We start from the raw sequence: 24,502 nt of genomic DNA on the forward strand, positions 1-24,502 counted from the left end.
CAGGCATGCAAAATGCGTACGAGCTTCGACGAATCAGCCCCATGCGCAAAAGCAGGACACAACAATGTCGATATCAACAACAACTCAAAAATTCCTCAAGGGCCTGCTGCCCGATGCGTTATTCCTGAGCCTTTCGCATCGGCAGAAGGTTGGCCGCTTTCCTCGCCTTAGGCACCCGGTCACGTTCAATGAAAAAATCCTGCAGCGCTGCCTGTATCCCGATCCACGGTACGCCGACCTGACCGACAAGCTGCTCGTGCGCGACTTCATCAAGCGCACGATCGGCGAGGAGCATCTGATTCCTTTGCTGGCGAGTCCGGAGACATTTACGGAGGCGGATTTCGCAGCCTTGCCTTCCTCGTTCGTGATGAAGGCCAATCACGGAAGCGGCTTCGTAAAGATCGTCCATGACAAGACGCAGACTTCGTTCGAAGAGCTTCGTGCGCTCGGCGAAAAGTGGCTCAGGACGGACTTCTATGACGTGGCAAGGGAGCGCCACTACCGTCAGATCGTACCGAAGCTCTTCTTTGAGGCCTTGCTCGTCGAGACTGACGGCAACGTGCCTCCCGACTTCAAGATCCATTGCTTCAACCAACCGTCGGGTGCGCACCGGGCGTACATCCTCCATATCTCGGATCGGTTCAAGGCGCATCCGCGCGGCGATTTCTATGACGAGGAGTGGACTCAGCTGGCGATCAGGATCGGACACTATCCGTGCAGCACGGTGCCCACGCCGCGTCCCGCCCATCTCGACGCGATTCTCGCGTGTGCACGTTCCCTGTCGGCCGCATTCGACTACGTGCGCGTCGACCTGTACGCGCCCGGCGACAAGATCTACTTCGGCGAGTTGACGTTTACGCCCGGGGCGGGCGTCTATCCGCTCTACCCGGAAAGCATCGATTACGAATGGGGGCGCATGCTGCATTCGCAGCCCGTCCTGCCGTCGCTCGCGACCGCCATGCCCGACATGCGAAGCCGCAAGGACGAGCATCACGGCGCGGACTTCGCTCAGCGGTAACGGACCTCGAAGCTACTGATATCGAGTCCCACACGGATCGTCGACATCCCGGCTTCGCCCTGACGGCCCGCGCATAACGCGCGGCCTCTTCTCCGCGGGGCATGATCACAATCGCCCGCGTTTTGACGGATGGTCGCGATCGGTGTCTCCATGCAAACGCGTGGCCGGTGTATGGGTTCCGGCAGCTTGTGCACCAAGGAGCGTTCGTCTTCAAAACGCCGTGTTGGACATACCCGGACACGCCACTCTCTCAGGCAAGGGTCATAAACAGAACAGATGGCCTGAGAACGAGATCGCATGATGCTCTTTGCGACCTGCCGCGCCCGCCATCGCACCGCTATACTCGGGCTCCGTAGCGACGACAGTGCACCGCACGACCGCGCCGCCCAGGGCCGACCATGGACAATCACGAACTCCTGAACCTTGCCTATCTGCGCGCATTCAGGCTCGTCGCGCAGACCGGCAGCGCCACGCGTGCGGCCGCCGCGCTCTTTCGCGCCCAGTCCGCCGTGACACGCTCGTTGCAGGAACTCGAGGCATCGGTTGGCGAGACGCTCTTCGAACGCCGCTCGTCCGGCATGCTGCCGACGCCGGTCGGCCGCGCGGTGCTGCAACGTTGCGACCGCATTTTCGCGGAACTGGAAGAGCTGGCCCAGTGGTGCACCGCGCGCCAGTCGCGTCGGCGTCCCGCAACGGGCAACGCATTGCCCGCCTATCTGCTCAATACGCGGCGGCTCCAGTTGTTCTCGGCGCTCGCTCGCCACCGTCACATGCCAAGCGCCGCGCAGACTTTCGGCATCAGCCAGCCTGCCGTAAGCAGCGCCATCCGCATCATGGAGAGCGGAGCGGGGATGCAGCTCTTTTATCGCAGCCCGCGCGGACTGCTGCTCACGAGCGAAGGTGAGACGTTCCTGCTTCACGTGCGCCGCGCGCTGAACGAACTGCGCCACATCCCCGACGACATTGCCGCGCTGCGCGGCAGCATTCAGGGCTATGTGACGGTCGGCGCATTGCCGCTCGGCCGCACGCTCATTCTCCCGGAAGCCATCGCGCGGGTCGCCGCTCAGTATCCGGGCGTGCGGATCGTGACCGATGAAAGCGCGTATGAAACGCTCGTCGCCGGACTGCGGGCCGGGGATATCGATTTCGTGCTGGGCGCGCTGCGCGCCAACGATGCGACGAGCGGTCTAGCCAACGAACGGCTGATGTCCGAAGATCTCGTCGTGCTCGCGCGCCGCGATCATCCGCTCGCGAGCGCACGCGGACTCACGTTCAGGGACCTTGCGGACACCCAATGGATCCTGCCGCGCAGTCACGCTCCCGCGCGCGGCCTCTTTGAATCGCTCTTCAAGCGCATGAGACTGAAGCCGCCGATGCCGAGCGTGGAAACCGCCGACCTCGCGATCATTCGCGGCGTGCTGCTGCATACGGACATGCTGGCCGTACTGTCGGCGCAACAGCTTTACTACGAGTGCGAGTCGGACCAGCTTGTCGTGCTCGACATCACGATGCAGAACACGCGGCGCGACATCGGGCTCATCGTGCGGGCGGGAGGCACGCCTTCGCCGGCTGCGCGCGTACTCATCGACGCGATACGCCTGACCGTCGACAAGGTCGCGCGCACGACGCTCGTCGCGATGCGCTGACGTTCACGACAATCGGGCAAAGAATTCCCGCCAGTCGAATGGATCAGGAAGCGTGCCGTAGTCCATGCCCTGCCGCTCCATCTGATCGACGATTTCGTCCTGCAAGCGCGCGCTGGCCTCGCTCATGAAGGGCTCGACATCGGCGTCGCGCAACGTCTCTGCGACCTCGCGCATTTCGGCCGCCCGGCGGCGGCCGTGCTCGGCCACGCGGCTCACGAGATAGCCCGGCAGGTCGGCATGATGCTGCATCCTCGCGAAGGTGTCGCGCAACGACTCGAGCACGATGGCCTCGGCATCGTAATGGCGCGCGGCGCGCAGGCATTCCACCGTCAACGCCTCGATGCCCTTGATCATGACGCTGCGCGACATCTTCGCCGCCGACGCAACGCCGATCTTCGCCGAGACCGTCCGCGTTCTGAAACCGAGTTCGTTGAGCGCGGCGCCCACGCTCTCCGCTTCGATGCCGCCGAGCAGCATCGGCACTTCGATGCCATACGGCGGCACCGGCGCCATCACAGCCGCTTCCACATAGTGCGCGCCCGTCGCTTCGATGACGAACTGCGCGTGGCGCTTGGTCTGCGGCGAAACGGAGTTGATGTCGAAACACACTTGTCCCGGTGCGATGTGCGCCGCGATGGTCCCTGCCACCTCGATATCGGCTTGCGCGGTGACGGCCGAGACAATCAACTGCGCGTCGCCGATTGCCTCCGAGACAGTGTCCGCCGCCCGCACGCCCGCACGCGCGGCTTTCTCGCGCAGCGCATCCAGACGGACATCGTACATGGAGACCTGCACGCCCTTCTCCGCCAGCGCCGCACCGAGTACGCCGCCCGCTTCGCCGAAACCGATGATTGCAACGCGCGTGATCTTCGCAAACTTGCCAGTCATGTTGCCTCCCGTGTCGTCAAGTCGATTCTATGAGCAACGCTCGGAAAAGGCGGTGATGACGTACCGTCCCGAGGCATCCAGAATACTTATCGGATACATGTCGGTGCGCCTGTGCGAAAAAACGTAATGGCGGGCGCATCAGCAACCCTTGATCGCATCCTCCAGCGCTTCCTGAGAAATCGGCTTGAGCAGATAACCGTCGAATGCGTCGAGTTCCTGCGCGCTCAGGTTAGCGCGCCCCGTCACGGCCACCACGCAAGCCTGCGCGCTCGAGGTCGCTGCGCGAAGCTGCTGGCAGAGTGTGCGGCCGTCGGCGTCGGGAAGACCGATGTCCAGAAAGATCGCGTCGTACGTGTTCCTGGCCGTCAGGGCAAGCGCGGACTGCCCGTCATACGCGACCTCGGGCTCGTGGCCGATCGATGCTGCGAGCGCTGCGAACGCATCCGCGAGGCGCGGATCGTCTTCGATAAACAGAATGCGCATGATGGGCTCCACGACCCGGTTCGGTTGTCGGTCGACATCGCTTCAATACAGCAGCGATTGTTCCCGGACCGGTCGACGCAAAAGCACAGGCTGATGCACCGCGGCGATGCGTGTCGCGCTATCGACGGATCGCCCAGATTGTAAGCACCTGCTCCATTCCCTTACTGCGCGCGCAGCGCATCGACGATATTCATGCGCGCCGCGCGCACCGCCGGCAGGAAACCGCCGACAAGCCCCATCGCGACCGAGAACACGAGCGTCTTCACAACGACACCCGGCGTAAGAATGAAGCCGAAGGAAATGTCCGCGAAGGTCTGGAAATTCGTGGTGGAGAACGAGGCGAACTGCATCAGCGCGGCGCAGCACAAACCGACGACACCGCCCACGAAGCCGAGCAGCAACGCCTCCAGCAGGAACGCCGCGAGCACGTTCACCCGCTTGAAGCCGAGCGCACGCAGCGTCCCGATCTCCGACACGCGGTTCGCCACCGACGCGTACATCGTGATCATCGCGCCGATCATCGCCGCGATCGAGAAGATGATCGACAGCGTCAGCCCCAGAATGTTGATGAACGTGGAGAGCGCCTTCGACTGGTCGCTGTAGAACTGGCGTTCGCGCTTCGCCTGATCGGCGAGCCGGGGATCGACGTCGATGTCCGCCGAAAAGCGCTCGAAGCGATCGCTGCGCGCAAGCCGCAGCACCATCGATGAAAAAGCCGAGCGCCGGAACGACTGCATCAGCTGGTCGACGTCGCCCCAGATCTCAGAGTCGAACCCGCTGCCACCGGCGTCGAAGCGGCCGACGACGGTCCAGTCGCGCTGGGCGAAACGCAAATGCTCACCGACGCGCGTCCCGCTGAAACCCTTCGCGATGCTGCTGCCAACCACGATCTCCGACGACCCGGGCTTGAACATGCGCCCTTCCACCAGCCTGACCTGCGGCCGCAGGGCGAGTCCGAGCGGCGAGACGCCGCGTATGACCACATTCGACAGCCGCTCGGAGCCGATCTTCGCGAGCGAGATCAGCACCACGGTTTCCTTCGACGCGAGCGGCCGGCCGTCGGTGCCCATCGCCACCGACGGATGCATCTCCATCACGTTCGCCTGATTGCGCTCGATCGCGCTCTGCACCTCGGTCTCGGCGCCTTTGCGGATCACGACCACGTTGTCCTCTTCGCCGGTGGAAACGAGCGTCTTCTGCAAGCCCGCGTCGAGCATCAGCACGGTCGCGAACACGAAGACCACCAGTGCGAGGCCACCCGCCGTGAGGAGCGTCGTGAGCCGACGGGCCCACAGGTTGCGTGCGACATACGCGAGTGGAATCGCCATCGCCGCCCCTAGCCGATGGCCCGCAGGCCTTCGACGATCCGCACCCGCGCCGCCTGCACCGCCGGCACGATGGCGGCGGCGAGCGCCACCACGAGCGCGCAGGCCGCCTGCAAAGCGATTGTCTGCCCCGAGACCCGGAACACGGGGAACACGCCGCCCGTCGCCTGCTTGAAGAAACTCGCGGCTGGCGGCGTCGCGAGAATGCCGAGGCCGCCGCCGATCGTGCAGATGACGATCGACTCCCCGAAGACGAGCAGCCCGAGGAACGCCGGGCCGAAACCGAGCGCCTTGAGCGTCGCGTATTCGGTCGTGCGTTCGCGTGCGCTCATCGCCATCGCGTTGGCTATCACTGCCATGATGATGAGGATCACCACATACGAAACGACGCGGATCGCCGCGATGATCTGGTTCGACATCGCGACGAACCCCAACTGGAATGCCTGCTCCGTTTCGGTGAGTGTCTCGGCAAGCGAATTCCTGAAAACGCTGTCGACGCGGCGCGAGACTTCTGCCGCTTCATCGGGGTTCGCCACGCCCAGCACGTATATGCCGACCTGATCGGCGCGGCGTGGTGTCGTCTTGCGCACGCTTTCGTTCAGGTAGTCCCAGTGAAAGATGAGCTGGCGCGTGATCGTCGACTCGTCGCGCCCGTCGAGAATGCCGCGCACCACGAATTCCCAGGTGCCGGGAAAGATCGTGCCCTTGATCGGGATCACGTCGCCGACCTTGAAGCCGAACTGCGTCGCCAGTTGCCGGCCGATCAGGCAGCCCTTGCGGTCGCGGAGGTAGTCCGCGCGCTCGCTGGCACGCAGGATGAATTCCGGATACAGGTCAAGATAGTTGTCCGACACGGCGAACTGCGCGAAGAAGTTCTTCGGATCGCGATAGACGCCGCCGAACCAGTTGGAACGCGCAACCGTCGTCACGCCCTCGACGCCACGGATGCGGTTCTCATAGCTGAGCGGCAGCGGAAACACGAGCGAGATCGCGTTGCGCGTCACGAGCCGCGCATTCGACGCCGCCGCCGCGCCCGCGTACCACGCGTCCACGACCGTGTGCAGCAGGCCGTAGGCCAGCACCGCGATGGTCAGGCCGAGCACGGTCAGCGTCGTGCGCAGCCGGTGGCGCAGCGCGTTGCGGGTGATCAGCTTGACGAGGTACATGACGTCGGCTCAGTTCCGGCCTGCATCGATCAGCTCCCCTTTCTCCAGATGCACGAGCGCCCGCGCGGCTCCAGCGGCGTGGGCATCGTGCGTCACCATGATGATCGTCTTGCCGAGTTCGCGATTCATCCGCTGCAGCATCGAGAGTACGTCGGAGGCGGAGGCGCGGTCGAGATCGCCGGTCGGCTCGTCGGCGACGATCAGCTTCGGATCGGTGATCAGCGCGCGGGCAATCGCGACGCGCTGTTGCTGGCCGCCTGAAAGTTCCGACGGGTAATGGCTCATGCGGTCGCCCATGCTTACCATGTCGAGCACCATCTCGACGCGCTCGCGCCGTTCGCGGCGCGTGAGGCGCGTGAGCATCAACGGCAGTTCGACGTTCTCGAACGCGTTCAATACCGGCATCAGGTTGTAGAACTGGAAGATGAAACCGATATGGGCCGCGCGCCAGTCCGCGAGCGCCGCCTCGCCGAGCCGCGCGATGTCGAGGCCCGCGACGCGCAGCTCGCCGCTGTCCGGCCGGTCGATACCCGCGATCAGGTTCAAGAGCGTGCTCTTGCCCGATCCCGACGGCCCCATCAGCGCGATGAAATCGCCCTCGGCGATTTCGAGCGTGATGTCGGTCAGGACCGGCACGAGCTGCACGCCGCGACGGTACGACTTCGCGACATGGCGTATCTCGACGAGCGGCGTCGTACTCATGCTATTTCTTCGCCACGGAAACGCGCGCGCCGTCGCCGAGCTTTTCGCCGGGCGAGAGCACGAGCAGTTCGCCCGGCTTCACGCCTTCCACCGCGACGAGTTCGCCGATCTTCGCGCCCGGTGTGACCGGCGTCTCGTGCACGCGGTCGTCCTTGACGACGTACACCACCTGACGTCCATTGCGCGCGACGACGGACGAAGCCTGCACCGCGACCACCGGCTTCTCCTCGTTTGGCGGCACCGGTTTCGATAGAAACGCGATCTTCGCGCTCATGTCGGGCAAGACGCGCGGGTCGCGCTCGACGAAACGCACCTTCACCAGGACCGTCGCCTTCGAGCGGTCGACGGTCGGCACGATGCGCGAGACGCTGCCGGTGAGCCGCAGCTCCGGCAGCGCGTCGAGCTGGATCTCGCACGGCGCGCCCACGCCGATCTTCGAGATGTTCGACTCCGCCACGTCCGCCTCGACTTCGAGCGTCTCCATGTCGGCGATGGTCACCACCGCGCCCTTGCTGTCCGACGCCGACGAAAACGGCGTGATGTTGTCGCCGACGTTGGCGTGCTTTTCGAGCACGACGCCGTTGAACGGCGCGCGGATCAAGGTCTGGTCGACCGCGACCTGCGCCGCGCGCGCGTTCGCCTCCGCCGATGCGATGGCAGCGCGGTCGCTGTTGATCGACGCCCTCGCCTTGTCGTAGCGGGCGCGGTCCGAGTCGTACTGCGCGGCGGGGATGGCGCCCTGCGGCGCGAGGATGAGCGAGCGGCGCAGGTTGGCTTCGGCGTCCTTCATCTCGGCGTACTGCAGATCGAGGTTGGCGCGCGCCACGTTCACCTGCGCGAGCGCCTGGGCAAGCGACGCCTCCACGTCCCGGCTTTCGAGCCGCGCGATCACTTCGCCCTGTTTGACGACGGAGCCTTCGAGCACGCCGAGCCATTCGACGCGCCCCTGTGCCTTCGACGCGACGGCCGCCTTGCGCTGCGGCACGACGTAGCCTGTGGCATTGAGCAGCGTGTAGTTTTGCGACGGATAGACGGACGTGACGGTGGCCGTTTCGACGGCTTGCGGGCTCGTGAGCCTGAAGGCGATGCCGAGCGCGATGAGAAGGATCGCCGCGATGACGGCGTAACGGAGCCAGCTGCGCCGGCGCCGCGGCACGGCCGCGGAGGGCGACCGGTCGATTTTCAGTTTATCGAGATTGTGATCAGCCAATTTCGGGGCCTTGCGCCCGCGGCCGGTCACTTTGATGAAGCGTCATGCAGTAACGCCGGACGATCAGCGACCGTCCGGCTCGTGGCGCCGTGTACGGGGCCCTCAGTATAGCGCCGCGTCGTGCGTGCGCCTTGACTTAAGCGGACGTTGCACTACGGGTTCGATCCCTCGTCCGCCGGGTCCGACGGCGGCGCGAGCGACACGACGTTCACGATCCCCTGCCGCGCCATCTTCGCGTACGGGCAGAACCGCTCGGTGCGGCGCACGAGTTCCTCCGCGACCGCGCGCTCGACGCCCGGCAGATAGATGCGGACGTCGGCGGTCAGCGTGTAGAGACCGTCGACGGGATCGCGCCCGAACGTGACCGAAGCCTCAACTTTCGCGTCCGGAATCGGGATGCCTGCTCGCGCCGCGAGCAGGCTCAGCGCCCCATGAAAGCACGCCGCATAGCCCGCCGCGAAGAGCTGCTCCGGGTTGGTCCCACCGCCCGGGCCGCCGAGCGCGTCCGGAAGTCGGAGGTCGACTTCGAGGTTGCCGTCGTCGGAGCGCGCAACGCCCGACGCCCGGCCGTGCTCCGCGTCGCCGCCCGTCACGCTGACTGTCGTCGAATAGAGGCCGTGGAAGTCGGGTCCGTAATACTTGTCGAGCAGCGTGAGCGGCGGCGGGACCAGTGGTTTCATCGCGCAGATGCCTCGTGACGATGGCGCTCAGTGCGCCGCCGCGTGCGACCGGCAGAACCAGTCGTCGAGCGTCACGGCGCCCAGACGCGCACCCGCGTCGGGAACGAGCGTGTCGTCCTTCAGGAGCGCGCCGAAATAGCGCGCGCCAGTGTCCGCGACCACTTTGCGCGGATCGTTCGTCCCGGCGAGGAACCGCTGGATGAGATCGGTCAGGCGCACCTTGTCCGGCCCCGCCACCTCGACCACGCCGTTGACCGGCGCCCCGAGCGACAGGTCGGCGACCGCGAGCGCGACATCGTCCGATGCGATCGGCTGGATGTACACGGGCGCGAGCCGCACGGACCCGCCGTCGGTGCCTGATTGCGCGATATTGCCGATGAATTCCAGGAACTGCGTCGAGTGAATGACGGTGTAGGGGATGCCGGACGCGCGGATCAGCTTCTCTTGCGCGATCTTGCCGCGGAAGTAACCGCTTTCCGCGAGCCGGTCCGTGCCGACGACCGAGAGCGCCACGTGATGCGTCACGCCGGCCCTGGCTTCGGCGGCGAACAGGTTCCGGCCGGAAGCCTCGAAGAATTCGAGCACGGCTTTATCTTCGAACGACGGCGAATTCGCCACGTCGATCACCACTTGCGCGCCGGCCAGCGCGGCATCCAGACCTTCGCCCGTGACCGTGTTCACGCCCGACGCCGGCGAAGCCGCCAGCGCCTCGTGTCCGCGCGCACGCAGTTCGCTGACGACCTTGCTGCCGATGAGGCCGCTACCGCCGATGACTACGATCTTCATGATGTTCCCTTGATGGTGAGGTCCGGCTTCCTGCGCGTGCCGGTTATGAGTCGATTGCAGGATGCGCGCCCGGCATCCTGGCGCACTGCCCGAAGGGCCGCGATTCGCGCGGCTTCGGCATGGATCGAATGGTAGGCGCGCGGGCGGCGCGGCAGTAGCCTCGCGCTGGGACGCGCGGTGTTGCCGTCAGCGCATCAATTGGTGCACCGGTCAGCGCGCAGCCTGCACCGGCAGCGTGGACAGGCAGTCCAGATCGAGCGCGCGCGTACGCTCCGTCATGTAGTCGACGAATACGCGGATTCTCGCGGGCAACTGCCTGCGGCTCAGGTAACACACGTAGTGGCCGCGATCGTCCGGCGCATGCTGCGCGAGACACGCGACGAGCCGTCCGTCGCGCAGTGCGTCGCACGCCTGGTAGGCCGCGAGCTGCGCGACGCCCTGTCCTTCCAGCACCGCCTGCAGCACGAGGTCGGCGTCGTTGAAGGTCGCGAATGCATGAGGCGTCATCTTCTGCGGATGGCCGCTCACCTTGAACTCCCAGTCGGCGACACGGCCCGACGCCATCCGGAAATTGATGCAGCGATGCTCCGCGAGCGCCTCGACGCTGCGCGGCAGGCCATGTTCGCGCGCGTACGCAGGCGTAGCGCAGACAAGCAGCTGCATCGGGATCAGTTGCCGCGCGACCACCTGGCTGTCTTCCATGCGCCCGTCGCGCAATGCCACGTCGACGCGGCCCGACGTGAAATCGGGCGGACCGTCGTCGAGCGACAGTTCCAGCGCGATCTCGGGATACGCCTCATGAAAGCCGCGCAACAGCGGCGCGACGACCTTGCGGCCAAAGCCCGTCGTCGACGCGATGCGCAGCTGGCCGCGCGGCGGTCCGTTGCGCAGCTCGCGCATGTCCTCGATCGCCTGGACGATGCGCTCCACGCCCGGATGACAGTTGCGGTAGAAGAGTTCGCCTTCGCGCGTGAGTGACGTGCTGCGCGTGGTTCGAAGGAAGAGGCGCGCGTCGAGCTGCGCTTCGAGCTTCTGCACGTTGCGGCTGACCGCCGAGCGGCCGATGCCGAGCCGGTCGCTCGCCTTCGCGAAGCTGCCTTCGTCGGCGACGGCAAGGAACGCGACGACGCCCGCATAGCTCGTCGCGAAACTGCTGGCGAGTGCATCGGCGGCGCCCGCGCGGGACGTGGAAGCGAGGTTTTCAGCGAGGGTGTCGGGCATGGAAGTGCTTTTCGAAGTGTCCATGTCCGACTAGACGTTCGAGCCGCGCATCCTGTGACATCGTCCCCGTGATTTTTTTGGAGCGATCGCTACTTCACGGGCGTCAGCACCGGCGCGCCCTTGTTTTTCAGCAGCAGGACGATGAACTTTGCTGGTTTCGTCGTGCTGGCGTTGCGGCCGACCGTGTGAATATCGTTCGGGCCTTCGTAGAAGGTCTGGCCGGGCTTCAGGGTGACTTCCTTGCCGCCTTTCACCTGCATCACGATTGTTCCTTCCAGTACATAGATAAAACCGTGCGCGTCGTGCCGATGCACCGGGTCCACGCCGCCCGGCGGATAGACGACCTCGATCATCAGCGCTTCCTTGCCGGGATAGTCCGGCAGCGCCTGCGTCATCAGCGGCGTGACGACGGCGTCCGGCGCCGCCAGCGCGGGTCCGGCGAGCGACGCCGCGCAGAGAAGCATCGCCGCTCGGGTTTTAGTCAGGCTGAACATGATGTGTCCTCGATGGTGGCCGCGCTGCGGGGCCAGTTTGTCTGCGGCACGCGAAGACCGGGCGCGACGCGCGTCCGGCGCCGCGTGCGCCTTCGACTTATTGCAGCCCTGCCTTGTCGAGCCCGAACACCTTGTCCGACGAGCCCGGCACGGTCCTGAACGCGACATTCGCGCGATTCCAGCCGTTGATCGCCATCACTTCGAAGGTGAGGTCGGAGAGTTCCTTCTCCGAAAACTGGGTGCGCACGCGCTCGTAGAGGTCATCGGGCACGCCGGCTTCCGGAATTCGCGTCAGCACTTCGGTCCACGCGAGCGCGGCGCGTTCGCGTGGACCGAAGAGCGTCGATTCGCGCCAGATCGCGACATGATGCAGACGCAGTTCGCGCTCGCCGTGCAGTTTCGCTTCTTTCACATGCATGTCGACGCAGAACGCGCAGCCGTTCATCTGCGACGCGCGGATCTGCACGAGATCGATGATCGATTGCTCGATGGCCGCTTCCTTCATCCGGTTACTGAATTCAAGAAATTTCTTGAACAGTTCCGGGGATTGTTGAATGTAGTTGAGTCGCTGAGTCATGATTTCTCCGTGCGATTAGGACAGACAGCCCCCTTTCGTTCGGGGCGTCGCTGGCGGCGAAGCGCCGCACGGAAACCATCGTAGAGTTGGCGGACCGGCGCCGGTAGACCCGCCGAAGTGCTCACGCTATTGCCTGCGCGGCACCAATCGCGCCCGTCATGCGTTGACGCGTGTCGCTGTGCATCGCCCCTTCAGCCGCCGACCGCCGTCGCGATGCGCGCGAGCTTGTCGGGATTGCGCTGCACGTGCACGCGCACGATGCGCACGCCGTCGGTTTCGTAGGATTGCGCGGATTCCAGCTTGCCCTCGATGAAACGCAGCAGCGCCCACTGCCCGTTGAGCAGCGCGAGTTCGACGCGCACCGCGTCGCCATAGCGCAGCCTCGCGGCAAAGAAAAGCTGCGCGATGCGCCGACCGCCTTCGAGCGGCTTCGGGAAGCTCGGCACCTGGCCGCCGCCGTCGCCGATCAGCACGGCATCGTCGGCGAGCAGCGCATGGATCGCTGCGAAATCGCCGCGAGAAAGCGCCTGCGCGAAATCCTGCAGCAGGTTCCGGTGGATGTCGCGCGAAACCGTGGCGCGCGGTCGCGCGTCGCGCAACTGCGTCTTCGCGCGGCTCACGAGCTGGCGGCACGCGGCCTCGCTCTTGCCGATCGCGCTCGCCACTTCGTCGTAGCCGGCATCGAACACTTCGCGCAGCAGGAAGGCGGCGCGCGCCTCCGGGCTCAGGCGCTCCAGCAGCACGAGGAACGCCACCGAGACGTCGTCGGCGCGCTCCGTCATCTCTTCCGGCGTGGCGGGCGATTCGCTGTATTCGGGCTCGGGCAGCCAGATGCCGGCGTAGTGTTCGCGCTGGATCTTCGCGGCGCGCAAGCGGTCGATGGAAAGGCGCGTCGTCACGGAGACGAGCCAGGCCTCGGCGTTGTGGATGGTTTCGTGCGCGGCCGCATGCCAGCGCAGCCAGACATCCTGCACGACGTCTTCGGCTTCCGCGACCGATCCCAGCATCCGGTACGCGATGGCCTGCAACCGGCGGCGCAGGCGGTCGAAAACGCTCGTGGCATCGTCCATGGTGCGGGCGTCCTCCGTGGCGGCGTGTGGGACAAGCTGATTGAAAGACAATGCTACCGCGCCGCGCCGCCTGCGCACAGATGCTAGCCGACAACCACCCGGTTGCGCCCGTCGCGCTTCGCCCGGTACAACGCGACGTCGGCGGATTCGATCAGACGCTTCGCGCCCTCCTCGTCGTGCGGAGTCTGCGTGACGCCGCCGATGCTCACGGTCAGACGCCCGTGCGACGCGCCCGTGTGCGGCACGCCGAGCGTCTCAACCGCGATGCGAATTTTCTCGGCGAGCAACCGCAGCCCCGGCGCCGATGCACCCGGCAGCACCACGGCGAATTCCTCGCCGCCGAAACGCGCGGCGAGATCGCCGGGCCGCGAAAGGCTCGACTCGATGGTGCGCGCGATTAGCTTGAGTACGTCGTCGCCGGCGACGTGGCCATACGTATCGTTGTACGACTTGAAGTTGTCGACGTCGATCATCAAGAAGCCGAGCGTCGCGCCGTCGCGCATCGCGCGCCGCCATTCGGCGCTTACATAGTCGTCGAGGCGCCGACGGTTCGAAAGTCCCGTCAGCCCGTCCGAATTCGTCAGGCGCTGCAGTTCCAGATTGGTCGCGAGCAGATGCTGCTGCGACTGCCGCAACGCGCGATACGCCTCGTCGCGCTGCAGCAGGTTCAGGTACGAGCGCGAGTGATAACGGATGCGCGCCACGAGTTCGATCGTATCGGGCAGCTTCACGAGATAGTCGTTCGCGCCCGCCGAGAACGCCGCGCTCTTGATGCGCGGCTCTTCCTTCGTCGACAGCACGATGATCGGAATGTCGCGCGTCGCCGGATGTTCGCGGTACTGGCGCACGAGCGTGAGACCGTCGACGCCGGGCATCACCAGGTCCTGGAGGATCACCGTCGGACGCGTTTCGCGCACGACGCGCAACGCATCCTCGGCATTCGCACAGTAATGGAGATCGATGTCCGGCTGCTCGACGAGCGCGCGGCGCAACGCCTCGGCGATGATCGCCTGATCGTCGACGAGCAGCACCATCACCGGGCATTCGGCGGCCGGCGGCGCATTCAGCGCGGCGGCGAGCAGATCGGCGACGGCGCGCTCGTCCGCGAGCGCGCGTGCGCCCGCCCGTTCGAGGCTGGACGCCGCGGCGCCCGCCGCACCTGCATTCGCTATCGCGCGTCTCGCGCGTTCGGCGAGCGGGTCGGGATTGGTATGTTCCATTGAGGCGTCCTCTGTCGTTATGTGTGGTCAGCCGGCGGTACGAAATCCACCGGCGACGGCCCCGGCGATGGCATCGGCAATGCGCGGCAGCGGCAGGATCCGGACCGCCGCGTTCAGCGCCGCCGCCGCTTTCGGCATGCCGTAGACGGCGCTCGTCGCTTCGTCCTGCGCAATCGTGTGACAGCCCTTCGCGCGCATTGTCTTCAGGCCGATGGCGCCGTCGCGGCCCATGCCGGTCAGCAGCACGCCGAGCGCGCGTCCGCTCCAGCGCGCCGCCACGCTCTGAAAGAACACGTCGACGGACGGCCGGTACGGCATCTCCACCGGCTCGGCCGTGTAGCCGAGACGGTTCGCCGCCGCGAAGTGCAGGTGATCGTTGGTGGCGGCGAGCAGCACGGTGCCCGCGGTGGGAATGTCGCCCTCGCGAGCGATGCGCACCGGCAGCTTCGACTGCGCGTCGAGCCACTGGGCCATGCCTTCGGCGAAGGCCCGGTCGACGTGCTGCACGATCACGATCGCCGCCGCGAAGCTGGCCGGCAGGCCGCCGAGCACGGTGGCGAGCGCAGCGGGGCCGCCCGCCGATGCGCCAATCGCAATGAGCCCGCAGCCGGCGGCCGCACGCGGCACGATGGCCGCCGGCGCCGCGCCACGCGCCGAGGCGAGCCGCGCGCCGATCTGGTCGATCTTCGCGATCAACGCGGCCGCGCCGCGGCGCGCGTCGGCGCCCGCGAGCGTCGGGGTATCGACGGCATCGAGCGCGCCCGCGCCCATCGCTTCATAGACGCGCCACGCGTTCGCGCCAACATCGACGGTCACGACGAGAATCGCGCATGGCGCGCGCGCCATGATGCGCCGCGTCGCCTCGATGCCGTCCATCTTCGGCATTACGAGGTCCATCAGCACGACGTCCGGCGTCTGGCCGACGCAGTAGTCGAGCGCCTCGCCGCCGTCCTGCGCGACCCAGGCAATCTCCAGGTCGGGCCGCGAATCGAGCGCGCGCCGCAGCGCCTCCACGGCGAGCGGCATGTCGTTGACGATGCCGATTTTCATCGCGGCTTCCTTGCTTGCGTCATGACCTCGCCTCGCCGATCAGATCGCGCACCGCGTCGAGCAGCGTCTGGTCATGGAAGCTGCCCTTTGCGAGGTAATAGTCGGCGCCCGCGTCGAGCCCGCGCTGGCGGTCTTCCGGGCGATCCTTGTACGAAACGATCATCACCGGCAGGTTCGCGAGCTGCGCGTCGCGCCGGATCAGCGCGACGAGTTCGATGCCGTCGAGGCGCGGCATGTCGATATCGGTGATCACGAGGTCGAAGCGCTCGCCGCGCACGGCGTTCCAGCCGTCCATGCCATCGACCGCGATCGTCACGTCGTAGCCGCGCGAGGCGAGAAGCTTTCTTTCCAGCTCGCGCACGGTGAGCGAATCGTCGACGACGAGCACGCGCTTCGCCACGGTTTCGACACGTGCCGCCCCCACGCCGACGCGCCCGATCTCGCCGCCCGCGACGAGCTTCTCGACCGAGCGCAGCCAGTCGTCGAGATCGGCGATCAGGAGCGGGTCGCCGTTTTCCATCAGCGCGCCCGCCGCGACGTTGCGCACCTTGCCGAGGCGCTTGTCGAGCGGCTGCACGACGAGCATGCGCTCGCCGAGAAAGCGGTCCACGACGACGCCGTAGCTCGTCGCACCCTGCCCGATCACGACGACGTTCAGCATGTCGCCCGCGGCGTCGAAAGTACCCGCCTGCAGCACCTGATGCGCGGTGACAAGACCGAAGCGGCGGCCGTCGAAGGAAAAATGCTGATGGCCTTCGAGCGTGTCGATCTCGCTCGCAGGCAGCACCAGCGTGCGCACGACGTGCGCGAGCGGCAACCCGTAAGGCTCGCCCGCGACTTCGACGATCAGGCTGCGGATCACCGAGAGCGTCAGCGGCAGTTGCAGCAAAAAGCGCGTCCCTTCGTGCGCCTGCGCATCCGGAATCACGCGCACGCTGCCTCGCATCTGGCGCACCGCGTCCTGCACGGCATCGAGCCCGACGCCGCGGCCCGACACATCGGTGACGGTATCGCGCATCGAGAAGCCGGGCAGGAACAGGAACTCCAGCAGTTCGGCATCGGAGAGCCGCCCGGCCGTCGCCTCGCTCGCCAGGTCCTTGCGCACGACAGCGCGCCGCAACGAATCGATGTCGATGCCGGCTCCGTCGTCGGTCACGCTGATGAAGAGCGATCCCGCGCTGTGGCGCGCTTCGAGCGTGATCGTGCCTTCAGCGGGCTTGCCGAGCGCGCGGCGCATCTCCGGCGACTCGATGCCGTGATCGACCGCATTGCGCAGCAGATGGCCGAGCGGGCCGTCGAGCATGTCGAGGATGTCGCGGTCCACCTGCGTCGTCTCGCCGACGATCACGAGCCGCACTTCCTTGCCGAGCGAGCGCGCGACGTCGCGCACCATCCGCGCAAAGCCGCCGGTTGCGTCGACGAACGGGCGCATGCGGCATTCGAGCGCTTCATCGTAGAGTTGCTGCGACAGATGCGTCGAGCGGCGGTCGAAGTTTTCGAGTTCCGCAAGACGCTCGCTCATCTGCCGGTGCGCTTCCGCGGACAGATGGCGCACTTCGTCGAGCGCAGCGCGGGCGCGCGGATCAAGTTGCTCGAACGCGGGCGTATCGGCGAGCGTTTCGTGCAGGCGTTCGAGCGCGCGGCTTGCTTCGCGCTGGATGCGCTTCACGCGCAGCATCGATTCGGCGAAGGGCTTGAGCCAGCGCGACTCGACCAGCGATTCTCCGGAATGGCTCAGAAGCCGGTCGAGCGTGTCGGCGCGCACGCGCAGCATGCGCGGGCCCGAAGCCTGGACGAGAGCCGCCAATGGCTCGGGCCACGCCTGCGCGGGTTCATCGATCGCGAGCGGCGCTGGCTCATCTGCGTAGTCGGCAAGTCGAAGATCGAATTCAGGCAGCGGCGCGTCTTCATTCCCCGCGAGCCGCGCATTCAACGAACCCACGAACGCATCGACATCGCGTTCCAGTTGCGTCTCATCGGCCTGCCCGATCTGCGCGATCAGGTCTACACCGCGCAACAGCATGTCGATGTAGACCGCGTCGAGCGTCACGCGGTCTTCCTGCGCCGCGACGAAGCAATCCTCGATCGCATGCGCGAGCGTCACGCCGACCTGCACGCCGACCACGCGCGCCGCGCCCTTGAGCGAATGCGCCGCGCGCATGCACGCTTCGAGCGTGACCGGGTCGCGCGGCGCGCGCTCCAGCGCGAGCAGGCCATCGGAGAGAATCTGCGCCTGCTGGCGAGCCTCCTCGCGATACAGTTCGAGCAGTGCCGGCGGAATGGCGTTGCTGCTCGTCATGTCAGGCTCCGGTTCAGCGTATCGAGGAGGCGGTCGGCGTCGAGCAGGCCGACCGTCGCGCCCTTGAACCCGACCACCGCCTGCGCATGCGAAGCCGCGTGATGCGCAAGCGTCGCCGGAACCGGCTGGAAGTCGGCGCGCCTGAAGCGATGCACGCCGTCGACGGCATCGACCGGGAAGACGATCGGGCCGTCGTCGTCACTGTCGGCAGCGCCTGTCTTCGCCTGTCGCTCGACGACGAGCAGCCGCGCCAGTTCGCGCGCATCGACGGCATGGCGCGAGCCTGCGTTTGCGCTTGTGTTCACGTTCGCGTTCGCGCCGCGCGGGCCCGCATCGGCCTGCACGGCCTCGATGCCGAAGAGCCGCGCCAGCGAAACGCACACGACGAGCCGTCCGCGCACGTTCACGACGCCGAGCACCGCGCGGTGCCTGCGGTGCGGAAGCGAATGAATCGGACGCAGTTGCGCGACCTGGCGGAAGATCGCGGTCGGCAGGCCGAGCCATTCCCCGCCGATGCGAAACACGAGACACGACACGGTGTCCGCGCCCTGCTTTTGCTCGTCGCTCGCGGTGCTGACGAGCGGTGTCGGCAGGATGTCGGCGGCTGTCTGCACTTCGACGCGATCCAGCACGCGCGCGGCGGCCGCGTCGTGCACGGGACAGTTGCGGCAATGGATATGTTCCGCGAGCTTCGGGCACGAGAGATCGCCGCGCACGCCGATGCGGTTCCAGCAGTCGTCGATGGCTGCGGGCAGGCTCGCGCCAGGCATGATGTGGAGGCGGTCGTTCATCGCGGCCTCGCTTCGAGCCGCGCGGCGCGCGCGAGCAGAAGGCCGGCGCCGGCGGCATCGCCGTCCAGTTGCAGGAGCGCGGCGAGATGCGTCAGCGCCTCGCGATGCGACGGGTCCAGATACAGCGCGCGCTTGTAGTGACCGCGCGATTCGGCCGGCTCGCCGCGCGCATCGGCGATCACGCCAAGCAGGTAGTAGGCATCGGCGCTCGATGCATGCGCTTCGAGATAACGTCGCGCGGCGGCGGCGGCGGACGCGAGGTCGCCGGCATCGGCGAGGGCGCGCGCCTCTGCGAGGGTCGAGTCTCCGGCGGCGGGCGTTACGGGCGAAGCCGTCGCAGCATGCGGCAAGAATGCAGGCGGGACGATGCGTATCGCCAAAGCCGCTTTCGCGCCTGCGCCGGGCTTTGTCGTCCACGGCGACGCGTCGAGCGGCTTGAGCGTCCCGCTCGTCAGATTGCGATCAGGCCATGCACCGGCGATGCGAGCCGTCGTGTTCCATGCAGAGAGCGCGAGAGGTGCAACAGGCGCTGGCGCCCGCACTTCCCTGCTAGTCGTCCCGATACCCCGCCGAAAGGCGAATGCCAGCGGAATCTTCGCGGAACTCATGCCTTCGCGCATCAGGAGACCGGTCTCGGCGGGACCGACGAACATCACGCCGCCCTCTGCGAGCAGCGCGTCGAGCACGCGCAGTGCGGCGCTCTGCGTCTCCGGGTCGAAATAGATCAGCACGTTGCGGCAGAACAGGAAATCGAAACGCTCGAACGCGTGCGGATCGAGTTGCAGCAGGTTCGCCTGCGTGAAGCGCACGCGCCCCGCGATGGCCGCGCTCAGGCGCCAGCCGTCCTGCGTGCGCTCGAAATGCCGCTCGCGAAAACCGCGAAACGCCTCTGCGTGGCCGCGAAACGCATTGCGCCCGTACTGCGCGCGCCGCGCGAGTGCGAGCGCCGCCTCGCTCACGTCAATCGCGTCGATTGAAAAGCGCTCCGGCGCAATGCCCGAGTCGGTCAGCGCCATCGCAATCGAATACGCCTCTTCGCCCGTCGAGCAGGGCAGGCTCAGCACGCGCACCGGCCTCGACGGCTCGTCGTGAAGGCGCAGCCGCGCGAGGCGCGTGAGCGCGGCGAACGCCTCGGCATCGCGGAAAAACCACGTCTCCGGCACGACGACCGCTTCGATCAGGTCCTGCAGGCGTTCGGAGTCGGCGTTGACGGCGTGCCAGTAGTCGTCGAGCGTCGCGCCGTTCGCACGATCGTCACGCTCGCGCCACGCCGTGAAGCATTCGCGCACCGCGCGCACGATCGCGCCCGAGCCGATCGATTCGGCGTCGAGCCCGATGGTCTGGTGCAGCAGGTCAATGAAGCGCTCGGTGAGCGCGTGATCGTGATGGACGTGCGGATGGTTCATGCCGCGCGCTCCGCGAACAGCAGCGCCTGCACGTCATCCGGCAGCAGGTGCTCGATGCGCACCCATTGCAGCAGCCCGTGCTCGTCGTGGGCGAGCGGACCCAGATAACGTGCATGCGGAGTATCGACGCCCGCGTCGCGGAAAGCGGCGGCATCGAGCTTGACGGTGCGCGTCGCGCCTTCCAGCAGCAGGCCGAGCCGCCGCGTTTCGACGCCATGCGCGGTCTGGTGCGGATAGTGCACGAGCGCGAGACGCGTCGAAAGCCGCTCGCGCGTATCACGGCCGAGCGCGAGCGCACTCAGGTCGACGACCGGCACCGGCTCGCTCTCGTAATCCATGATGCCTGCCACCCAGCGCGGCGCGCTTGGCAGCGCCTTCAGTGGCGCGCGCGGCAGCATGCGCTCGATCTGCGCGGTGTCGAGCAGATAACGGTCGGCGTCGAGCGAGAACTGGACAAAGAGCATGATGGTCGGTGTGTCCGCGCTCAGGCCGCGACCTTGAAGCGCGACACGCCGGTGCGCAGCCCGTTCGCGACGTGCGTGAGGTCGTCGATGGCCTGCGTCGACTGGCGCAGCGATTCCGCCGTCTGCTGCGCGGCCTCCGACAACTGGGAGAGCGCCTGCGAAATCTGGTCGGCGCCGGTCGCCTGCGTCTGCATGCCTTCGTTGATCATCACGAAGCGCGGCGCGAGCGTCTGCACCTGATGGATGATCTGCGAAAGCTGCCCGCCCACCTGTTGCACGTCGAGCATGCCGCGCCGCACTTCTTCGGAAAACTTGTCCATGCCCATCACGCCCGCCGCCACCGCCGACTGAATCTCCTTCACCATCTGTTCGATGTCGAAGGTCGCGACGGCGGTCTGGTCCGCGAGACGCCTGATCTCGGTCGCGACGACCGCGAAGCCGCGCCCGTATTCGCCCGCCTTCTCCGCTTCGATCGCCGCGTTCAGCGAAAGCAAATTGGTCTGGTCGGCCACCTTCGTGATGGTTGCGACGACCTGATTGATGTTGCCCGCCTTCTCGTTGAGGATCGCGAGCTTGCCGTTGACCGAGCCGGCCGCGTCCATCACGAGCCGCATGGTTTCCTCCATGCGCGTGAGGCCGCTCTGCCCCGTGCCCGCCAGCGCCGCCGACTGTTCCGCGACGCCTGCCACTTCGTTCATCGTGCGCACGAGGTCGCGCGCGGTCGCAAAGATTTCGCGCGAAGTCGCGCCGATCTCGGTCGTGGTCGCGGCGGTTTCGCTCGCCGTCGCCTGTTGTTCGCGTGCCGTGGCGGCGATCTCGGAGACGGAGGTCGTCACCTGCACCGCCGACTTCTGCGCCTGGCCGACGAGCCCGGTCAGTTCGTCCGTCATGCGGTTGAAGCCCGCTTCGAGCGTGCCGAACTCGTCGCGGCGATCAAGCGAGAGGCGCTGCGTGAGGTCGCCGGTCCGCATCTTGTCGACGACATCGACGAGACGCACCATCGGCACCGTGAGCGCCCTGAACAGCACGAGGCCGAGCACCGCCGCCGCGCCGACCGCAATCAGCATGATGACGATCAGCGTGACCTCGGACTTGCGCACCGACTCGCGGATGCTCGTGACCGATTCCGCATTCGACGCCTGGTTGTGTTCGACGAGCGCGCGCGTCGCCGATTGTCCGGCTTCCCAGACGGGCGTGAGCTTCGTGTTGAAGGTGGCGGTCGCGATCTCTTTCGACACCGCGAGTTCGCGCAGGAGCTGGTCCTGCAGCGGCTCGTAGAGCACGCGCTGGCGCTTGAATTCGTCGAAGAGCTGGCGGTCGCGATCCTCGAAGATGGTCGGGACGTAGGTTTCCATCATGCGGTCGAGCGCGGCACGCGTCTCGGTCAGGCGCTGCGTGTCGCGGCGGACCTGCTCGGGATCGCCGTCGATGAAGACGAGCCGCTGCGTCACCGTGTAGTTCTCGAACCAGGTCGCGCGCATGTCGGTCGAGAGCGCGAAGCCGATCATCGTGTCTTCCTGCAGGCTCTTCGCGTCGCGGTCGATGCCGTTGAGCAGCGAGTAGGAGAGCGCCGCCATCGCGAGCATGAGGGCGAGGATGATGCCGAAGCTCGCGAGGATTCGCTGTCGAATGGTCAATCGGTTCACGCTGGGTGCCTCGCTTTATGGCTCGTTGTACGGCTTGCCGGGTGCTTCGGGACGGCGCGCCCGCACTGCGCGGGCACATCATGGTTGCGGCGGATGCGCGTTATCCCGCGGCGCGCGCTGTGCGCGCAAATCGCGACGCGGGAATGGGCGCAAGGCCGGGAATACGACGCTTGCTCTTTCTGCGAGCATGACGACAGTCTCGCAGTTGCGTCGCCAAACCCGAGCGCCGAACAGACGCAGATTTAGCCACCTGTTTCGCGATTTGAAGGCGGGAGGGTGTTGCTATCGTGGGTGCAGGTCACGATGGGCGCAGTGCGCGCCCATCGGTTGGGGATGACGTGTGAATGCGCGATCGCGCCCGCGGCGGGATTGGCGAAGAAGGTTGGTGGCTCGTCGGCCGGTCAGTGCGCCGTCGCCGGGCCTTCGGCATGACGCACGGCCTTGCCGCCCGCCAGGCAGACGACGAGCGCCGCCGCCAGCAGCACGCACAGGGCGAGCCGCAAGCCGACGAAACCCGCGCCGAGCCCGATCAGCGGGGGGCCCACGAGGAATCCGGCATAGCCCGCCGTCGCCGCCATCGACACGCCGATGGCCGGCGTCGCGGTCGAGCGTCCGGCGGCGCTGAAGATCACCGGCACGATGTTGGCAAGCCCGATGCCGACCAGCCCGAAGCCCACGCAGGCCGTGACGACGTTCGGCAAGCCCAGCACGAGCGCGAGCCCCGCCGTCGCGACGAGCCCGCCTGTCGCGACCACCATCGATGGACCGAAGCGCCGCACCGACACATCGCCGACGATCCGGCACGCCGCCATCGAAAGCGCGAACGCGGAGTAGCCGAGCGCGGCGATGCTCGCATCGCCGCTCAGGACCGAGCGCAGGAAGACGGCGCTCCAGTCGGCTACCGCGCCTTCCACCATCATGCATAGAAACGCGAGCCCCGCGAGTTTCATCACCCCGCCGCTCGGCAGCGCGAACCCCGGCGCGGGCTTGGTCGTGCGCGGTCCCTCCTCGCGCAGCGCGAGCGCGGCGGCCGCGAGCATCAACGCCGCGATGAACACGTCCGGCAGCGCCAGCCCGCCGAAAACGCCCACGCCCGCTTTCTGGAGCATCGCGCCGGTCGCGGCGCCGAGCAGGCCGCCCGCGCTCCACCCCGCGTGAAACGACGACATGATCGGCGAGCGCCATTGCGCCTCGATTGCGCTGGCGTGGCCGTTCATCGAGACATCGAGCGCGCCGTTGGCAGCTCCGAGCACAACGAGCACCGCGCACAGCGACACGAGGTTCGGCATCAACGCTGGCAGCGGCAGCGCGACGACGAACGCCGCCGCGAGCAGCGCGGTGGCGCGGCCGCTGCCGAAGCGGGGTGCGAGCTTGCCGGCGAGCGGCATCGCGATGATCGCGCCGAGTGCGAACGCAAAGAGCGCGAAACCGAGTTCCGTGTCGCTGAGCGCAAGGCTTTCCTTGATGCGCGGCACTTCCACGGCCCAGGCGCCGATCCCGAATCCGTTGCCGAGGAAGACGGCGAGCGTCGCAATGCGCTCGCGAACGAGACTCACGGGCCGCGTCATGCCGATGCCTCCATCACGTTGCCGCAGGCCGCCCGAAGCTGCGCGAGCCGCTCGGCGGAAAGACCGGCTTCGACGATCAGACAATCCACCGCCGACGCCGGCGCGACCACGAACGGCGCGGCCGTCATCAGCTTTTCCGATGTCGCCGCGATCGCGACGACGCCGCTCGCCTTCACCATCGCGCGCTTGAGCTCGGCCTCCTCGGCGTCGAAAGCGGCGACGCCTTCAGCCGGATCGAGCGCGCACGCGCCCAGAAAACAGACGTCGGCGCGGATCTGCTGGATCTGCAGGAGCGCCGTGGCACCCGTTGTGCCGGCCGAGCGCGCATCGACCCGGCCGCCGATCAGGATCACGTCGAAACCGGGCCGGTCGAGCAAACGCGCGCACGCCTGCGGCGAATTCGTCACGACGGTCAGATTCGCGTCGTCCGGCAGCGCGTTTGCGATCGCGATGTTCGTCGAGCCGGAATCGAGCAGGACGACCTGACCCGGCTTGACGATCGACGCAGCGGTCGCGGCGAGGCTCGCCTTCCTGTCGACGGCCTCGCGCATGCGGTCCGACGCGCTGCGGTCGGCTGGCGACGCGCGCAACGCGCCGCCGTACACGCGCTTGCAGTGTCCCGCGTCCGCGAGATCGCGCAGATGGCGGCGAACCGTGTGCTCGGAGGTGCGCAGTTCCGCCGCCAGTTCCGACGCCAGCACGCGGCCATGCGTGCGCAGCCGGTCCAGAATCAGCCGTTCGCGTTCGTCGGGGAGAAGTCCGTCGAGTGCGTCTTGTCGTGTCCGTTGCATG

General features: G+C 66.9%; 23 protein-coding genes. 2 read left to right on the forward strand and 21 right to left on the reverse strand.

The window, feature by feature from the left end; all coding sequences use genetic code 11:
* Positions 1 to 64: 64 nt before the first annotated feature.
* Both AWB81_RS11660 and AWB81_RS11665 read left to right on the forward strand, forming a co-directional pair.
* On the forward strand, positions 65 to 1,018 hold the full coding sequence (locus tag AWB81_RS11660; RefSeq protein WP_087134901.1) for an ATP-grasp fold amidoligase family protein: 954 nt from the start codon (positions 65 to 67) through the stop codon (positions 1,016 to 1,018).
* A 398-nt stretch (positions 1,019 to 1,416) separates the two neighbouring features.
* Complete coding sequence (locus AWB81_RS11665; protein WP_062635355.1) at positions 1,417 to 2,664, forward strand: LysR family transcriptional regulator; 1,248 nt, start codon at positions 1,417 to 1,419, stop codon at positions 2,662 to 2,664.
* 3 nt (positions 2,665 to 2,667) lie between these two features.
* Here the strand turns inward: AWB81_RS11665 and AWB81_RS11670 are convergent, their stop codons facing one another.
* From AWB81_RS11670 to AWB81_RS11770, 21 genes are all read right to left on the reverse strand, one after another.
* On the reverse strand, positions 2,668 to 3,552 hold the full coding sequence (locus tag AWB81_RS11670; protein ID WP_062635357.1) for an NAD(P)-dependent oxidoreductase: 885 nt from the start codon (positions 3,550 to 3,552) through the stop codon (positions 2,668 to 2,670).
* Between the two features lie 138 nt (positions 3,553 to 3,690).
* Positions 3,691 to 4,035 carry a response regulator gene (locus tag AWB81_RS11675; RefSeq protein ID WP_062635359.1) on the reverse strand — a complete coding sequence of 115 codons (345 nt, stop codon included), beginning with the start codon at positions 4,033 to 4,035 and terminating at the stop codon, positions 3,691 to 3,693.
* Positions 4,036 to 4,196: 161 nt separating this feature from the next.
* On the reverse strand, positions 4,197 to 5,363 hold the full coding sequence (locus AWB81_RS11680) for an ABC transporter permease (protein WP_062635361.1): 1,167 nt from the start codon (positions 5,361 to 5,363) through the stop codon (positions 4,197 to 4,199).
* Positions 5,364 to 5,371: 8 nt separating this feature from the next.
* Positions 5,372 to 6,526: an ABC transporter permease gene (locus tag AWB81_RS11685; RefSeq protein ID WP_062635363.1), complete on the reverse strand. Its 1,155-nt coding sequence runs from the start codon at positions 6,524 to 6,526 to the stop codon at positions 5,372 to 5,374.
* A gap of 9 nt (positions 6,527 to 6,535) precedes the next feature.
* Complete coding sequence (locus AWB81_RS11690; RefSeq protein ID WP_062635365.1) at positions 6,536 to 7,228, reverse strand: ABC transporter ATP-binding protein; 693 nt, start codon at positions 7,226 to 7,228, stop codon at positions 6,536 to 6,538.
* 1 nt (position 7,229) lies between these two features.
* On the reverse strand, positions 7,230 to 8,438 hold the full coding sequence (locus tag AWB81_RS11695; RefSeq protein ID WP_062635367.1) for an efflux RND transporter periplasmic adaptor subunit: 1,209 nt from the start codon (positions 8,436 to 8,438) through the stop codon (positions 7,230 to 7,232).
* Positions 8,439 to 8,590: 152 nt separating this feature from the next.
* Positions 8,591 to 9,118, reverse strand: a complete 528-nt coding sequence (locus tag AWB81_RS11700; RefSeq protein WP_062635369.1) for an Ohr family peroxiredoxin — start codon at positions 9,116 to 9,118, stop codon at positions 8,591 to 8,593.
* 27 nt (positions 9,119 to 9,145) lie between these two features.
* The gene (locus AWB81_RS11705) at positions 9,146 to 9,904 is read right to left on the reverse strand and encodes an SDR family oxidoreductase (protein ID WP_062635370.1); all 759 of its coding nucleotides are present in this window, start codon (positions 9,902 to 9,904) and stop codon (positions 9,146 to 9,148) included.
* Positions 9,905 to 10,114: 210 nt separating this feature from the next.
* Positions 10,115 to 11,125, reverse strand: coding sequence for a LysR family transcriptional regulator (locus AWB81_RS11710; protein WP_062635371.1), 1,011 nt, complete (start codon positions 11,123 to 11,125; stop codon positions 10,115 to 10,117).
* Positions 11,126 to 11,214: 89 nt separating this feature from the next.
* Positions 11,215 to 11,619 carry a cupin domain-containing protein gene (locus AWB81_RS11715; RefSeq protein WP_062635372.1) on the reverse strand — a complete coding sequence of 135 codons (405 nt, stop codon included), beginning with the start codon at positions 11,617 to 11,619 and terminating at the stop codon, positions 11,215 to 11,217.
* 97 nt (positions 11,620 to 11,716) lie between these two features.
* The gene (locus tag AWB81_RS11720) at positions 11,717 to 12,196 is read right to left on the reverse strand and encodes a carboxymuconolactone decarboxylase family protein (protein WP_062635373.1); all 480 of its coding nucleotides are present in this window, start codon (positions 12,194 to 12,196) and stop codon (positions 11,717 to 11,719) included.
* 191 nt (positions 12,197 to 12,387) lie between these two features.
* On the reverse strand, positions 12,388 to 13,266 hold the full coding sequence (locus AWB81_RS11725) for an RNA polymerase sigma-70 factor (RefSeq protein ID WP_062635374.1): 879 nt from the start codon (positions 13,264 to 13,266) through the stop codon (positions 12,388 to 12,390).
* An 83-nt stretch (positions 13,267 to 13,349) separates the two neighbouring features.
* Positions 13,350 to 14,486: a diguanylate cyclase gene (locus tag AWB81_RS11730; RefSeq protein ID WP_087134902.1), complete on the reverse strand. Its 1,137-nt coding sequence runs from the start codon at positions 14,484 to 14,486 to the stop codon at positions 13,350 to 13,352.
* Between the two features lie 27 nt (positions 14,487 to 14,513).
* Positions 14,514 to 15,536: a chemotaxis response regulator protein-glutamate methylesterase gene (locus AWB81_RS11735; protein ID WP_062635375.1), complete on the reverse strand. Its 1,023-nt coding sequence runs from the start codon at positions 15,534 to 15,536 to the stop codon at positions 14,514 to 14,516.
* Positions 15,537 to 15,555: 19 nt separating this feature from the next.
* Complete coding sequence (locus AWB81_RS11740) at positions 15,556 to 17,835, reverse strand: hybrid sensor histidine kinase/response regulator (protein WP_062635376.1); 2,280 nt, start codon at positions 17,833 to 17,835, stop codon at positions 15,556 to 15,558.
* A complete protein-coding gene (locus tag AWB81_RS11745) occupies positions 17,832 to 18,626 on the reverse strand; it encodes a chemotaxis protein CheW (protein WP_235025765.1) in 795 nt (264 codons plus the stop codon). Before AWB81_RS11745 ends, AWB81_RS11740 begins: the two co-directional genes overlap by 4 nt.
* Entirely contained in the window at positions 18,623 to 20,032 is a 1,410-nt protein-coding gene (locus AWB81_RS11750) for a CheR family methyltransferase (protein WP_062635378.1), read from the reverse strand. The genes AWB81_RS11745 and AWB81_RS11750 overlap by 4 nt, the downstream gene beginning before the upstream one ends.
* Entirely contained in the window at positions 20,029 to 20,496 is a 468-nt protein-coding gene (locus AWB81_RS11755) for a chemotaxis protein CheW (RefSeq protein WP_062635381.1), read from the reverse strand. The genes AWB81_RS11750 and AWB81_RS11755 overlap by 4 nt, the downstream gene beginning before the upstream one ends.
* Positions 20,497 to 20,516: 20 nt before the next feature.
* Positions 20,517 to 22,082 carry a methyl-accepting chemotaxis protein gene (locus tag AWB81_RS11760; protein ID WP_374730484.1) on the reverse strand — a complete coding sequence of 522 codons (1,566 nt, stop codon included), beginning with the start codon at positions 22,080 to 22,082 and terminating at the stop codon, positions 20,517 to 20,519.
* Positions 22,083 to 22,543: 461 nt separating this feature from the next.
* Complete coding sequence (locus AWB81_RS11765; RefSeq protein ID WP_062635385.1) at positions 22,544 to 23,710, reverse strand: MFS transporter; 1,167 nt, start codon at positions 23,708 to 23,710, stop codon at positions 22,544 to 22,546.
* Positions 23,707 to 24,501, reverse strand: coding sequence for a DeoR/GlpR family DNA-binding transcription regulator (locus AWB81_RS11770; RefSeq protein ID WP_062635387.1), 795 nt, complete (start codon positions 24,499 to 24,501; stop codon positions 23,707 to 23,709). The genes AWB81_RS11765 and AWB81_RS11770 overlap by 4 nt, the downstream gene beginning before the upstream one ends.
* Position 24,502: the final 1 nt, after the last annotated feature.

It is taken from the genome of Caballeronia arationis, assembly GCF_001544975.2.
In the GTDB taxonomy this organism is placed as follows: domain Bacteria; phylum Pseudomonadota; class Gammaproteobacteria; order Burkholderiales; family Burkholderiaceae; genus Caballeronia; species Caballeronia arationis.